Raw genomic sequence first — 15,236 nt, forward strand, 5'->3', positions numbered from 1 at the left:
TCAAGCTAATAGAAGCTTAACCGATTTTGGTCATATTTGGGAAATGGAGATTGGCAACAGGGGACTGAGGAGTGATGCCAATGGATACACTAAATACCCATATAACCAAATAGGTAATTTCCCTTCAATAATAATTCCTTGACTAAAATCAATTCCATCTGGCAACTGCAATTTTTTAGTATGATACGATCGCTCAACATTTCTGGTGAAGAGGAATCTCAATTACAAATTCTGCACCTTTCCCCAGTTGAGAGTTACAATACAAAATTCCCTGATGTTTTTCTTTGATAATTTGATAGCTAATTGACATTCCTAATCCTGTGCCTTTACCTATAGGTTTTGTGGTAAAGAAAGGATCGAATAAACGCTGTAAAACTGTTTCCGAAATACCTGGGCCATTATCAGCGATCCGAATTCTGACCTGTTGAGAAGATAAGGCTTCTGTGGTAATAATAATTTGACTGGGAGCCGCTTTAATCTCCTGAAAAGTGCGTTTTTTATCGCGTTCCTCCAAGGCATCAATTGCATTGGTTAGGATATTCATAAAAACTTGATTAAGCTGTCCGGCATAACATTCAACCAAGGGTAAAGAATGATAATTTTTAGTAAGTTCAATAGCTGGACGATCCGGGTTATCTTTGAGGCGATTTTGCAGGATCATCAAGGTGCTATCTATCCCTTCATGGATATCAACTGCTTTAATTTCAGATTCATCCATGCGGGAGAAATTACGCAACGATCGCACAATATTTTCTATTCTTTCTGCTCCCACCTGCATCGAATTTAATAATTGAGGTAAATCATCAAGCAAATACTCTAAATCTATTTCCTCAGCCACTTCTTTAATTTCTGTAACTGGATGAGGATAATGTTTTTGGTATAAATCGATCAGCTTCAGTAAATCTTGAGTATATTCGCGAGCATGAAACAAATTCCCCGAAATAAAAGTAACTGGATTATTAATTTCATGCGCTACTCCAGCTACAAGCTGTCCTAAACTTGACATTTTTTCACTGTGTACAATTTGCGCTTGAGTGCAAGTTAATTCCTGCATCGCTGCTTCTAACTGTTTGGCTTGTTGTTGAGCAAGTGCGCGACTTTCTCGCAGTTCTGTTTCCGCTTTTTTATGATCGTCAATATCCGTTACTGTAACAATCAATTGCACCACATTTCCCTGTTCATCTCGCATCGATAAACCCCTGGCTAAATGCCAGCGAAATGTGCCATTAGCACACAGAAGACGACATTCTATTTGCAACATTTCTCCTGTGGCGATCGCCTCTTTCCAATGAGCAACAAAGGTTTGTAAGTCATCTGGATGAATAATCTTTTTCCATCCCCAACCTTGAAGTTGTTCAAAAGTCATCCCACTGTAATCGTACATTTGTTGATTGTAGTAATCGACGCTACCATCAGAGTCCGCTGTCCAAATAATTTGCGGTATAGAATTGGCTAAAAATTGGAACTGCTCCATGCTCATTCTTAAAGCTTCCTCGGCGTGTTTGCGATCGGTAATATCGAGGGCAATTCCTCCCACTAATGGGGATTCAAAATTACCAGGAATTGCAAATTTATAAACTAAAAAATAATGTAATGAACCATCTGAAGCTATTGCTTGCTCAATAGTTTCTAAAACTTGATTGCTTTGCACAACTTGGCAAACATTAGCGACAAATTGGCGAGCAATTTCTTCAGGAAAAATATCGAAAACTGTTTTACCTACTAAATTCTGAATTGGCAGTTGAAAGGTTTTTGGATAGGTTTCATTAGTGTAGAGAATTAATCCCTGACTATCAGTAATCCAAGCCGCAGGACAATGCCTCATAAAAACATCAAATCGGTCTTCACTCTGCTTGAGAGCCGCTTCTGCCTGTTTCCGTTGGGTAATATTGCGGCAAATTCCCAAAATTCCAAATATATCTCCCTGGTGTTCGCGCAAGGGAATTTTCTGAGTTTCTATCCAAGTTAAAGAACCGTGAACTGGAGTGACAGATTCACAAGCAATATAAATATTTTCCCCCCGTAACACCTGGATTTCATTGCTTTGGAAGTTCGCAACTTCTGCTTCCAAAAAGCCTAACTCGGCATCAGTTTTACCTAAAATTTCTGCCAAGGATTTACCAAGAGAATTGGCAAAACTATCATTAGCTAGAATATAACGAAACTGACAATCTTTAACAAAAATCCAGTCTGGGCTACTATCAATTACATTGCGTAGCAATGCCGATTGATATTCAGCTTGTTTCAGGATCTCCTCTAGCTTGGCTTCAGCTAATTGGCGCTCACAAATTTCTTGCTCCAATTTAGCTTTTGACTCTTCTAACGCTCGAATACTGTCCTTAAGCAGCGATTCCCGTTGTCGGTTCGCTAATTCTAAACGCTGACGGTCAGAAATAGATCTTTCTAGTTGTTTTTTGAGTACTCGGTTGGTTTTCTGTAAAGCTTCTAGGGTTTCTGTTTCATTCATAATTTGTTTTAGTGTTGGACACCAATTACATTAACAGGGGAAGAGAACCGGAAACAGGAAATAAATCTTTTAGGTAAGATAATAGAAGATTAAAGATTTTTCCCTTTTAGGGTCACAACACTTAAAGAATTTGTAATATTGTGCTGTCTTTGCTCAAGAAAGGCAAAGACAGGGCGATTACCTAGTTCGCTTCAGGGGCACAATTTACCGATCGCCTAATAACAGAGTGATAAAAGTTTCATTATGAAAACAGGTTTCTCCACCAAGTTTTAAAGGCGCGATTTCACCATTGGTATAAAATCCACAACTAGTTAAAGAATAGGGCGAACAGGCTTTAACTTGTTGATATTCTTCCTGGGTGCGCGTTCCTAAAATCTGTCGGCGACCAGCACAGGAAAAAAATAAAGCAGCAGTGGGTTCCTGACCTGGATATTGGTTTAAAGCTTGCTGCATCGACAACCGAGAAGCCTCTAAAATTTGCTCTGGAGAAGTTTCGGTTACTTGGACAATGGCATTTAAGGGAACATCGCCAAAAAATGTAATACTGCCGGATTCTGGATCGTAAACTCCACTAGGAGACCGCATATAAAAGTGTTCTCCATCTGCCGTTATTTCCGGTTCAAATACAGCTAAAGGATATTCCATAGAGGGCGGAATTCCACCGAGCGATCGCTGATAAAATTTTAAAGCTGGTCGATCGTCAATTTCATAAACCACATTTTGCTCAACTTTAGTTACTCGTCCTTTTTGACCGATGGGATACCAACCACTAGCTGCACCATGAGCATAATTAAACTCCCCAGCCAATAATAAAATCGGTATCGCATCACTCAAAACCTGATTTTGATAAAACTGGTGAGTTTGTTGAAAACGCCATTGATCGGCAGCTAATCCCCCAAAAATCGGAACTTCAGTGCCTAAAGTCTGTTTGAGTCCTTCCAAGAGAGAAACACCACTAACGGTTAAACTCTCTGGAATTGTAATACATAATCGCGGCGCACTTGCTAAGCCAATTTTGGCTTGTTCCACTGCTTGTTGGGCTGCAATCATGGGATCTGCCGAAACATTTAAGCCAATCCCAGCCCGAATTTCCAAGCTATCAGCACAAAATAGCATTAAAATCAAGGAATCTTGCTGAAAGTCTAAAATTGAGGAAATTTCGCCATCGGTGGTTCCCCCAATCAGTTCTAAATCTGGAAAAACTAAGAAGATCTGTTCCAAGATCGGTGAATGGTCAAAATCGATCGCTGCCAGTAAAATTCCAGCTTTGGGAACAGTGTTTTCCAGAGAACTTTGACATTGCTGTAGAACTTCTGCAATTGCCAATTGAGAATCTGGGTCATTACTGTGACCCATGACAACTTTGAACATAGATAGCTTCCAGGGAAATGAGATTTAACATACATTCCGCATCCAGAAGTGTGACAACAGGAAATAATTTAGGAATAAAGAATAAATTATTGATTAAGTTATTAATCGCTTCTCTTTCCCGTAGTTTGTCGCGCCTTTTTTTGCAAAATTTCTTCTACATCTTTGAGATCGGTAACTAACCTAACTCCTGCCACAGAAGTTTTTAACCATTTACCGAGATAAGCGATCGGACGACCAATAGTACGTTGTAATATTTCAAACACAATCCAACCTAATACACCTGCCCAAAAAGCTTCCCAAGTGTCACTATTCAGAGCAATTCTTAAACCAATTAAATAAGCGAAAAAACTCCAGATAGAAAGAATTATTGAAATTGGTACGCCCAGATAAGGCAAAGCTACAAAGATTCCCAAAATTAACGGACTATATGATAATCCTAAAGTACTAGCTAAGGAAATCAAAGAGGTATATTGGCGATCGATTAAACTACTAACAACCCAAGTACTCAGTACCCAAAAAATGTAACTGAAAGCAAACAAAATTGCCCCTAATAATAAACTTAAAAAGTATCGTAAAGGCTGCACTCGATTCAGAAATAACACAATTCCTTGACCGATCGCCCTCGATAACCCAGCTAAAAATACAATTAATAAAGCTAAAAATACGCCATCAGGTAGAGTAATTATTTGCTGAAATGCCTCTGATTGTAGAGCTAATGCCCCCCAAACTAATTCCCCAAATTTATCGAATGCAGATAGATTCATAATTCACTAAATTATATGTAAGGTGCGTTAATAAAGCACCTTACATATATTACATCCCTGGTGCTTCGTATTCTAATTCTCCTTTGGCTAGCTTTTCTTCCACTAAACTTCTGTACAATTCAATTTCCCGATAAAATTGATCGGTAGAACTTTTTCCTTGAGCATAAATTGCTGCTTTAATTTTCTGATACTCATCAGAAGTAATTTTGCCATCTGCTATTGCTGTTTCAATGATATTTTTGAGTTTTTCTAATTTTTGTAACTCTTCAGCAGTTGGTTCTTTAGCATTTGGGCGATCGATCTCCATTTTTTCCTCCTAACTTAATGAAAGTTATTTAACGGATAGATATTTTATCGCCTGCGATCGTTAACTTTTACAGGTTCAGGAATAATTGGTATTGGTGGTCTTCTACCATAAGCTTCCTCTAACTGTTCGGGAGTTAAAGAACGAATTAGATCTAGTTTAAGCGGTTCCCGACTTACCGATCGAGCAAAAGCTGCATTAAGAAAATCTTTAAATTCTGATTGACCATTGAGATAAGCTTGCATAAAGATTAAGCTAAAACCTTTCACATAATATCGCGCTAACTGCGGATCTCGACCAGCTAATAACCATCCTAAAGTATTGGGTTGTGGTTCTTCATCTTTCCCATCAAATTGATCGGAGGCAGCGTGTCCGCTGGGAATCACTACTGAGAGATATTTATCGGGATTTTTCATCCAAATAAAAGGTTGAATTTGCTCTTCTACTACGGAAGTAATAACATCTGCACTCCCACCTAAAATCAGAGTAGGAACTTGGATATCACTCATACCTTCGGGGCCAAAAACTATACTAGTTAAAGGATTAAGTGCGATCGTAGCTTTAATTCTCGGATCGCTTAAATTCTCAGTTAAAGGAGGTAAATCTACTGCCAAACATTGTAAAAAGAAAGAAGCATTAAGGTTGACTTGCCTGCGGTTACATTCGGAGAATATGCGTGCTTGATTTAATTTTGCTCCCGCCAATGCTAAAGCAGTATAACCGCCAAAAGAATGTCCAATTACCCCAACTTGTTGCACGTTAATTTTTCCGGCAAATTCCGATCGCGATAAACGTTCTAATTCATCGAGAGTATATTTAATATCTAAAGGGCGATCGACAAATTCCATGCGATCGACACTGCTTCTAGCTACTCCTAAAAGCAAAGCTTGTCTCATTACCGCATCACTACCAATATGTTGTGGTAAAACAGCTACAAAACCATGAGAAGCTAAATGTTCACCCAAATAAGCAAACGCCTTTGGATCGGAACCTAAACCATGAGAAATTACCACCACTGGCGCAGGTTGAGTTAATCCTTGAGGGATGTACAATTCAACGCGAAAACTATGAGAAGAATTCCTTCCCCCGACAAGTTGACGATTGCGAGTTAATTGTAATGTACGTTGAGAAAAATTATATTTTCCTCGCTGTTCAAAATTACCACGAGGAGGAAAATTAGGATTTGATTTTGCTTCCGTTTCTGCCTGTTGGGAAACTGCGAGTACCGCCGCTTTTTGATAATCAAAAAGTGTCGTAAATTGACTTTGTAATTGCATTAATTGATTAGCATTCATGCGAATTCCTGGCGTAGGAAACTTTCGCATAATATTAACCATTGTCATTCCTTCTGGGTCAGCAGCCGCTAAAATTAAAGCCGATCGCAGTGCATAGAAACCATCTAATCTTCTTTCTGTACGGATAACTCTTCCTAATCCTTGAAGTACTCTTTCTCCTATTGGTGTATAAGTTAATTGAGATACAACTACCGGACTAACATCTAAACGTCTTTGCAAAAATTCCCGAAAATTAGCTAAACCATCTTCTTTGAGAAATCTAGCATAAAAACTTAAATCGCGATCGATCTCCCCAGTTTTCGCAAACTTCTCCAAAGAACTTACTGGCAAAGAAAATTCTAAAGGCCCATAAGTTATAAAAACTGTTTCTGCCCCTAAAACTGGTTGAGGTTTTAATGCTGTGTATACAACACTTAAAGCTAGAAAACCACAAATATAAAAGAAACTTAATAATTTTATTTTTGCAAATAATAAATAAAACCCTGACTTAATCGGCAAAGGCTTTCTATTTCTCAAGGTGGATGTTACGCTGAGGAACATAATGATACAAAAATACAATGGCTTACATTACTATTGCACAAGACGAGCAGTACATAGCTATTAAGTTCACAAAAACTTAAGAAACTTAGCTGCTGAAATTGAGCCGGAAAAAAAAAGTACCTTTTTAGTCTCTATTTTCCCCAATAACCAGGAGTTTTCAGCATCATGAGTGAATTAATTGTACTTGGTTTTGATGACGAATATAAAGCAGAAGAAGCTCGTCTTGACCTAGCTAAAATGCAAGTTGAGCATTTAGTTGATTTAGAAGATGCCGCAGTCGTAGTTAAGAATAAAGAAGGCAAAGTTAAGTTGAAACAAGCAGTAGACTTAACTACAACAGGGGCGATTAGCGGTAGCTTTTGGGGTTTGTTAATTGGGACTCTTTTCTTAATGCCAATTTTGGGTGCTGCCGTAGGTGCTGCTTCCGGTGCAATTGGTGGCGCTTTATCTGATATTGGAGTGAATGACCAATTTATGAAACAATTAGCAGAGTCAATGCAACCTGGTACTTCGGCGCTGTTTGTTTTAGTCAGAAAAGCTACACCAGAAAAAGTATTACCGGAACTAGTGAAATATAACGCCAAAGTATTGCGAACTTCTTTATCTAATGATGCAGAAAAGAGATTGCAAGACGCTTTGAGTGGTACTAGTACTACTCCCGCTACTGCTTCTTAACCTAAATTAAGAGCAAGTTTCGGATTGACAAAAAAGCTCTGTATAATATATAGCTAGATCCCCGACTTCTTCAAGAAGTCGGGGATCTGTTTACCCTTAAATAACAACAATTATGCCCGCAACAATTGCCTTAATTGCTCACGATGCCAAGAAAGACGACCTAGTTAACTTTGCCAGAAAATACACACCTTTGCTAGGGCGTTACAAATTAATTGCCACTGCTAATAGCGGAGAACGGATTAGCGGAGAAACGGGGTTAAATGTAGAAAAACTAGCTCCTGGTAGTATGGGCGGAGATGTGCAAATTGCTGCCGAAGTAGTAGCAGGTAATGTGATTGCGGTAATCTTTTTAGTTGAATCTTTTTATGTTCAACCTTACGAACCGAATGTGCAAACAGTTTTACAAGTTTGTCAAGTTCATAATGTTGCCATAGCTACAAATTTAGCAACAGCAGAGGCGATCGCATCCTCCCTAGCCAAAACCTTAATTGCCCATTTAATTTATAATCCAGTTGCCGGACAAGGTAACGCCGAACAAGACTTAGCATTAATTCGAGAATTATTAGAACCACAGTTACATTTACAAATTCACTTTACCGAACCAGAAATCGATCCTGTTAGTTTAGCGCAAAAAGCGATCGCCAACCAAGCCGATATAATAATAGCTTCCGGTGGAGATGGCACAGTTTCCGCTGTCGCCGGAGCCTTAATTGGTAGCGGCATTCCATTAGGAATTATACCCAGAGGAACAGCAAATGCCTTTGCCGTTTCTTTAGGAATTCCTCGACTATTACCAATTAGAAACGCCTGTCAAATAATCTTAGCTAACAACACTCGCACAGTAGATGCCGCAAAATGTAATGGCTTACCAATGATATTATTAGCAGGCATTGGTTACGAAGCCGCCACAGTAGAAAGAGCCAGTCGAGAATTAAAAGATCGTTGGGGACCAATGGCATACTTAATGGCAGGTTGGCAATTACTAGATGAATCAGTTTTGTTTGATACAGAAATCGAAACAGAAGAAGGTAAAATTTACAATTTTCAAGCAGCCGCAATTACAATTGCTAATGCTGCACCACCAACTTCTGTATTAGCTCAAGGAGCCGGACAAGTAATATTTGATGATGGATTGCTAGATATCACCATTGCCACAGCCGAAAACAAATTAGAAGCAGTTTCCACCATGTTAAGAATGTTTGGTGCGGCAATTACCAAAACCGAATTTGAACATAAAAACGTCATTCATGGACGAGCCAAGAAGCTAAAATTTACCACAAATCCACTGCAAAAAGTAGTAGTAGATGGAGAAATAATTGGCACAACGCCCATTGAAGTTGAGTGTATTCCTGCTGGATTAACCGTTTTAGCTCCCAAAACTTAACACCCAAACCTGATAACCATATAAAATCCTTATGTTTAATCTTTATACTCACTTAGATCCATCAATCTCATAGTGCAGCGGCATTAAAGTAACTAGAAACCTGATAAATTCTTTAAGATCGCCTAAATTGCTCAAAGAACTTGTATAATTCATTCCTGTCGATTAGGCTTAGAGAAAATTAATCAAAAAATAAACATGACAAAACTTCATATTGTAGCTACCAATAGGAAAAAAGCTAATATATCATTTCCGATCCAACTAATAGGCACTGCCTTACTAATTTCCCTGACAAGTACAGCCTGCAATCAAAATAAACAGCCTACAGCTTCAGCAGGAGCACAACCAACAGCGGTTCCTGTAAAATTACTCACGATCGAGTCAACTAAAATTGAAGACATTAACCAATATCAAGGGCAATTACAAGCAGTCAAAAGAGTCTCATTAGCACCACAAACCAGCGGTCGGATTCAAGAAATAAATGTCAGCCAAGGACAAAGCGTGAACACTGGGCAACAAATCATGCTATTGAATCCTGAAAGAAGTCAAGCAGATGTGCAAGGAGCCCAAGCCCAAGTTCAAGCCCAAAAAAGCAACTTAGCCAACGCCCAAGCCCAAGTCACAGGACAACAAAGCAACCTAGCCAACGCCCAAGCCCAAGTCAAAGCCCAAGAAAGCAACTTAGCAAATGCCCAAGCCAGAGTTACTTCCGCGCAAGCAGATGTAGCCCGTCAACAAGCACAAATAGAAGCGGCGCGAGCCGAAATTCAAGCTAGAGAAGGAGAGTTGCGGCTGGCGCAGGTAAATTACGATCGCGCCAAATCCCTAGTCACTCAAGGCGCATTACCCAGACAAGAATTAGACCAAAGATCCGCCCAACTAAATAATGCCAGAGCCGCCGTCAACGTTGCCCAACAACAATTAACCGCCGCCCAAAAATCCCTAAGCAGCGCCCAAGCCAGTGTCACCGCTGCCCAATCAGCCGTAACTCAAGCCCAAGCCAACATCAGATCCGCCCAAGCAGGCGTATCCCAAGCCGAAGCCAACATCAAAGCCGCCCAAGCTACCGTAGCTCAAGCCCAAGCAGGCGTTTCCCAAGCCGAAGCAAGTGTCAAAGGCGCAACCGCAAGCTTAGGCTACAACAAAGTCGTCGCCCCCATTAATGGTTTAGTCGGAACTATTACCGTCAGAGTCGGAGATTTCGTCAATACCGGACAGCAAGTTACAAGCATTATTCAAAACGATGCTTTTGAACTGCAAATACCCGTTTCCGTTCAACGCACCCCCCAACTAAAATTAGGTTTACCAGTACAAATTATTAATCCCCAAACTAACAAGCCAGCCGTCACAGGAAGCATTAGTTTTATTTCGCCGCAAATCGATCAAGCTAGCCAAACAATCTTAACTAAAGCTGTATTTCCTAACATTAGAGATTATCTCAGAGATCAATTAAACGTTACAGCAAGAATTGTCTGGAGCGAAACCACAGGAATTGCCATTCCCACTGAATCTGTCACCAGAATTGGCAACCAACCTTTTGTATTTGTCGCAGAAGAAGGCAAAGACCAGCAAGGAAAACCACAACTGATAGTGAATCAAAGACCAGTACAATTAGGGCCAATTCAAGGAAGTAACTTTCAAGTTAAAGAAGGCTTAAAAGTTGGGGATAGAATAGCTGTTAGCAATATTCTCAGGTTAAGAAATGGGATACCAATTACTCCCGAACCCTAACCGATGTGCAAACTGTGAGATTTGAGTGTTGAGTTTTAAATGAAGAACTTTGACAACTCAAAACTCAAAATTTAAAAATCAAAATTTGGTTAAAAATATGGCTGTATTCTCCATTTCAGATAACTTTATTAAACGACCAGTACTGACTACAGTTTGTACAATCCTCATTGTACTAATTGGTACTATTTGTATCCCATTATTACCCATCAATAACTTACCTGATATTGCACCAATTCAAATCCAAGTGAGTGGCAACTACAGTGGTGCTGATGCTCAAACAGTAGCAGACACCGTAACTACCACACTTCAAAGGCAAATTAACGGTGTTGAAGGTTTACAATTCATCACTTCTCAAAGTACCAGTTCTGGCGCAAGTTCGACTCAAGCATTCTTTGGTGTCGATACAGATAGAAACATTAACCAAGTCAACGTTCAAAACCAAGTAACCCTTGTCCAACCCCAATTACCAGATATAGTTAGACAAAATGGGGTATCAGTAAGAGCATCATCAACTAGTATTTTGTTGGTCTATGGTTTCAACGCCGAAAACAACAAATATGACGATACTTTTATTAGTAATTACCTAGATTTATATGTAACAGATACTCTCCGAAGAGTTCCAGGTGTCGGTGATTTAATGATTTTAGGTCAACGCCAATATGCAATGAGAATTTGGCTCGATCCTAATAGAATGGCAGCTAGAGGATTAACCCCGCCTGATGTAATTTCCGCTTTGCAATCACAAAATGTGCAAGTGGGGATAGGTAGAATTGGTAGTCAACCTGCACCAGAAAATCAAGCATTCAGTTTTCCAGTGAGAGTGCAGGGGAGATTCCAAAATGAAGCCGAATTTGAGAACTTAATTATTCGATCGGAACCTAATGGCAGTTTACTAAGACTAAGAGATGTTGGACGAGCAGAATTAGGGGCAGAAAATTACGATTTCCAAGCCTTAGTAAATGGTCAACCGGGTGTAGGTATTGCGATCTATCAATTACCAGGAAGTAACGCTGTAGATATAGCAGCGAAAATCAAAGAAACAATGGCGGGTTTGGAAAAATCTTTTCCTCCCGGATTAAAATCTTTTATAGTTTATGATATTACGGAGTTTATTGAAACTTCTTTACAAGAAGTATTTAAAACTCTGATTGAAGCGGTTTTGTTAGTAATTTTAATCATTTTCATTTTCTTACAAGACTGGCGAACTACAATTATTCCTGCGATCGCAATTCCGGTGTCTTTGTTAGGGACAATGGGATTTACTTTAGCTTTTGGTTTTTCTTTAAATACCCTAACTATGTTTGCTTTGATTTTGGCAACTGGGTTAGTGGTAGATGATGGAATTGTGGTGGTAGAAGCAGTCGCCGGGAAAATGGAACAGGGAATGAGTTCCCGTCAAGCTGCTTTACAATCAATGAATGAATTAGGGGGAGCAGTTGTTTCTACTTCATTAGTGCTGATAGCGGTATTTTTACCCGTGACATTTTTCCCTGGTGCAACAGGGATTATGTATCAGCAATTTGCTTTAGTTATTATCTTTGCTATTATCGTTTCTACCTTTAATGCCTTGAGTTTTTCTCCGAGTATGGCAGCGATATTGTTGCGATCGAAAAAAGGAGAAGGACAAGGAGAAGGTAGAGGGCCTTTAGCTTGGTTTTTCCGGCAATTTAACCGCGTGTTTGATAAAATCATTGCGGGTTATGCCAAACTTATTAAAGTTTTAATTAAGCTAAAATTAATTGTTTTTGGGGTATTTATTGCCTTGTTAGCAGGTACGGTTTTGCTTTATATGGCAGTACCAACCGGGTTTATTCCTGAAGAAGACCAAGGTTTGTTTTTAGGGATTATTCAATCACCGGAAGGAGTGGCTTTAAACTATACCAATAGAGTGGCAAATACAGTTTATCAAGAACTGAAAGAAGTACCGGAAGTAGAAGGATCGTTAATTGTCAGTGGTTTTGGTTTGGATGGTAGCGGACCAAGTAGAGGCACGTTTTTCGTCAAGTTAACAAATTGGGGAGAAAGAACTAAAAAAGAGCAAAGTGTGAGAGCAATTTTGGGGAAATTGAATCGCAAGTTTGCTCAAAATCAACAAGCAATTATTCAGGCATTTAACTTACCTCCTGTACCAGGATTTAGTGCTACAGGTGGTTTTGAGTTTCAGTTGCAAAATACATCCGGGGGACAATTAACTTTTGACCAATTCCTAAAAAGTGCGAATGAAATTATTGCTAAGGCAAATCAAAACCCGAATTTAAGTAGAGTTTTCACCCAGTTTACTGCTAATACTCCGCAGTTAGAAATTGATATCAACCGGGATAGATTAGCAAATTTAAATATCGATTTTGTCCAAGCAATGACGAGTTTAGGTACTTATATTGGCGGTCGTTATGTGAATGATTTTAGTATGGGACAACGGAATTACCGGGTGATGGTGCAAGCTGATGAACGGTTTCGCAGTACGCCGGAAGATTTAGGACAGGTGTATGTGCGATCGCGCAATAATCAACTAGTCCAACTCAAAGAGTTCGCCACAATTAGAGAAATTGTTGGCCCATCAGTAATTTCTAACTTTAACTTATTTCCTAGTATTAAAATACAAGGAAACCCAGCGCCAGGTAGGTCTTCTGGAGAAGCAATTCAGGCGATGGATCAAGTATTTCGATCGGCAGCAATTTCCGGTTTATCTTATGAATGGTCTGGACTAACTCGTGAAGAAATTCAATCCGGTGGTCAAGCTGCTGTAATTATGCTTTTGGGTCTAATTATTGTGTTCTTAGTATTAGCAGCACAATACGAAAATTACATCGACCCTGTAATTATTTTGCTCACAGTACCAATGGCAGTTTTTGGGGCAATGTTATTTATTTCCCTTGACCCTAGAGAGTTAGTCAACGATCTTTATTGCCAAATTGCATTAGTAATGTTGATTGGTTTAGCATCGAAAAACGCAATTTTGATCGTAGAATTTGCCAACCAATCACGAGAAAGTTTGGGGATGACTATTCCCCAAGCAGCGGCAAATGCGGCGAAGGAACGTTTTCGCCCAATTTTAATGACAGCTTGCTCAACTTTAGTCGGTTTTTGGCCCTTAGTTATCGCTTCTGGCGCTTCCGCTGCTAGTCGTTGGTCTTTGGGAGTGGCAGTTTTTGGCGGGTTTTTCGTCGCCACTATTATGAGTTTCTTCTTAGTACCTATTTTGTATGTGGTAATTAAGCAAGTGGCAGAATTTGTGTTTGGTGGGAAGAAGAAGCAAGCCAAAGGCAAAAAGGAAGCAGAAAAAGAGATTAAAGAGACAGAAGAAATTGTTTCTCAAGCTTCCAATCACCCAGAAGAAACACCTGTTAATACTGTTAGTTCCGAAACGGATGGTAAAGGATCTGTAGTATTAGGTAATGGCGACTCACCAACTGTCTACTATCCACCTGCAACTACTTCGCCAAGCGATCCTAATGTTACTCAACCAGATAATAATGAGGAAATGCCTTCTTCTACTTCTTCTGAAGGTTCGGAAACAGGGGAATCCCAAACTACTAAAAACTTCCCTGGTGATAATCAGTTGTAAGTAATTGGGTAGTGGGTAAGACAAAATTAACCTGCTACCTAGCATTAACTAATGAAACTCTTTAAAGGAAAGGATGAATGCTTAGAAAATTTCTTGAATTAGGAAACAATGCAGCCTAGTAGATTAGAAAATTTGGCAAAAAATAAATATAATCGATTGCTGTTTGTGCAGATATTATTTTTTCTAGGGTTTCCTTTTATTCAAGCTAATCCCATAGTTAACTTTGTATTTACTGTACTGTTCTTCTTGATTTTTTTAGGAACACTTATTTTAACAATTGCCGAACTAGAAGAAAGTAGAAAAATATTTCGTTGGTATTTAATTTTGGCATTTTTATCATTTATTTTTGAGGTTGTTGGTTCATTAGATTTAATCATTAAAAGCGAAAATATACTTAGCTTTATTATTAGTAACCTTATTTTCTTGTTTTTTCTGGCTGTATCAATCTGGCTAATTATTCGAGAAATATTTCCCAGTCATAATGTAAATGGCGACACCATTAAAGGCGGAGTGTGCATTTATTTATTATTAGGTTTGTTTTGGTATAATATTTATGAAATAATTTATATTCTTAATTCTAATTCGTTTAAAGGAATAGTTAGTTCTAATAGCCAAGCAGATCTACTTTATTTCAGTTATACAACCTTAACAACTGTTGGTTATGGTGACATTACTCCAGTAGTTAATTTTGCGAGAATTTTCGCCAATTTAGAATCTGTTGTCGGCATAATGTATCCGGCAATTTATATTTCTAGATTGGTAGGAATTTACAGTAACGAACAAGCACAGGAGAAAAACAAATGAACTTTAAACTAATAGTTTTTTCCAGTTTATTAACTGCTATTATTGGGGCAACAATAGGCTTTGCTGTTGGTGAACTTTTTAAGCCAAAATTTAGCAGTCAAATCTATCAAGATATCCACCGTCAGTATAGTGTAATAGGCGGTGTCGGGGGATTAGTTGTGGGTGGTTGTCAAGAAGTAATTAGACAGCTGAAAAAACAGCGAGATGAGGAAGATCGGGAGAGGAGGGAAGCAAGTGTGCAGAAGGGCGAGTCAGAATAATTTAATTTTTAATTCACTTTTGCGGGTAAAAGTATTTGTGAATACAAGATCGATCGCACAACCCAAAAATAGATTAAAA

The 15,236-nt window shown here is 38.9% G+C and carries 12 protein-coding genes; 6 read left to right on the forward strand and 6 right to left on the reverse strand.

The genetic code is table 11. The annotated features are described in order from the left end of the window. Positions 1 to 30: 30 nt before the first annotated feature. The 6 genes from ACE1B6_RS00710 to ACE1B6_RS00735 form a co-directional block, all read right to left on the reverse strand. On the reverse strand, positions 31 to 222 hold the full coding sequence (locus ACE1B6_RS00710) for a CRISPR-associated protein Csx3 (protein ID WP_413255312.1): 192 nt from the start codon (positions 220 to 222) through the stop codon (positions 31 to 33). Then, positions 194 to 2,467 (reverse strand): PAS domain S-box protein, encoded by a 2,274-nt coding sequence (locus ACE1B6_RS00715; protein ID WP_413255313.1) that lies wholly within the window; start codon positions 2,465 to 2,467, stop codon positions 194 to 196. The genes ACE1B6_RS00710 and ACE1B6_RS00715 overlap by 29 nt, the downstream gene beginning before the upstream one ends. 204 nt (positions 2,468 to 2,671) lie before the next feature. After that, complete coding sequence (locus ACE1B6_RS00720; RefSeq protein WP_413255314.1) at positions 2,672 to 3,838, reverse strand: FIST signal transduction protein; 1,167 nt, start codon at positions 3,836 to 3,838, stop codon at positions 2,672 to 2,674. 101 nt (positions 3,839 to 3,939) lie between these two features. Next, complete coding sequence (locus ACE1B6_RS00725) at positions 3,940 to 4,602, reverse strand: hypothetical protein (protein ID WP_413255315.1); 663 nt, start codon at positions 4,600 to 4,602, stop codon at positions 3,940 to 3,942. Between the two features lie 49 nt (positions 4,603 to 4,651). After that, entirely contained in the window at positions 4,652 to 4,909 is a 258-nt protein-coding gene (locus ACE1B6_RS00730; RefSeq protein ID WP_413255316.1) for a hypothetical protein, read from the reverse strand. A gap of 44 nt (positions 4,910 to 4,953) precedes the next feature. After that, positions 4,954 to 6,741 carry an alpha/beta hydrolase gene (locus tag ACE1B6_RS00735; RefSeq protein WP_413255317.1) on the reverse strand — a complete coding sequence of 596 codons (1,788 nt, stop codon included), beginning with the start codon at positions 6,739 to 6,741 and terminating at the stop codon, positions 4,954 to 4,956. Positions 6,742 to 6,906: 165 nt separating this feature from the next. On the opposite strand from ACE1B6_RS00735, the gene ACE1B6_RS00740 reads away from it, so the two are divergent. From ACE1B6_RS00740 to ACE1B6_RS00765, 6 genes are all read left to right on the forward strand, one after another. Next, positions 6,907 to 7,416, forward strand: coding sequence for a DUF1269 domain-containing protein (locus tag ACE1B6_RS00740; protein WP_413255318.1), 510 nt, complete (start codon positions 6,907 to 6,909; stop codon positions 7,414 to 7,416). 112 nt (positions 7,417 to 7,528) lie between these two features. Then, a complete protein-coding gene (locus ACE1B6_RS00745) occupies positions 7,529 to 8,800 on the forward strand; it encodes a methylglyoxal synthase (protein WP_413255319.1) in 1,272 nt (423 codons plus the stop codon). A 195-nt stretch (positions 8,801 to 8,995) separates the two neighbouring features. Then, entirely contained in the window at positions 8,996 to 10,528 is a 1,533-nt protein-coding gene (locus ACE1B6_RS00750; protein ID WP_413255320.1) for an efflux RND transporter periplasmic adaptor subunit, read from the forward strand. Between the two features lie 97 nt (positions 10,529 to 10,625). Continuing rightward, positions 10,626 to 14,093, forward strand: coding sequence for an efflux RND transporter permease subunit (locus tag ACE1B6_RS00755; RefSeq protein ID WP_413255321.1), 3,468 nt, complete (start codon positions 10,626 to 10,628; stop codon positions 14,091 to 14,093). Positions 14,094 to 14,201: 108 nt separating this feature from the next. Next, positions 14,202 to 14,897, forward strand: a complete 696-nt coding sequence (locus ACE1B6_RS00760) for an ion channel (RefSeq protein WP_413255322.1) — start codon at positions 14,202 to 14,204, stop codon at positions 14,895 to 14,897. Beyond that, positions 14,894 to 15,157 carry a hypothetical protein gene (locus ACE1B6_RS00765; RefSeq protein ID WP_413255323.1) on the forward strand — a complete coding sequence of 88 codons (264 nt, stop codon included), beginning with the start codon at positions 14,894 to 14,896 and terminating at the stop codon, positions 15,155 to 15,157. The genes ACE1B6_RS00760 and ACE1B6_RS00765 overlap by 4 nt, the downstream gene beginning before the upstream one ends. Positions 15,158 to 15,236 lie beyond the last annotated feature (79 nt).

The organism is Floridaenema fluviatile BLCC-F154 (genome assembly GCF_041929135.1).
In the GTDB taxonomy this organism is placed as follows: Bacteria; Cyanobacteriota; Cyanobacteriia; order Cyanobacteriales; family Aerosakkonemataceae; genus Floridanema; species Floridanema fluviatile.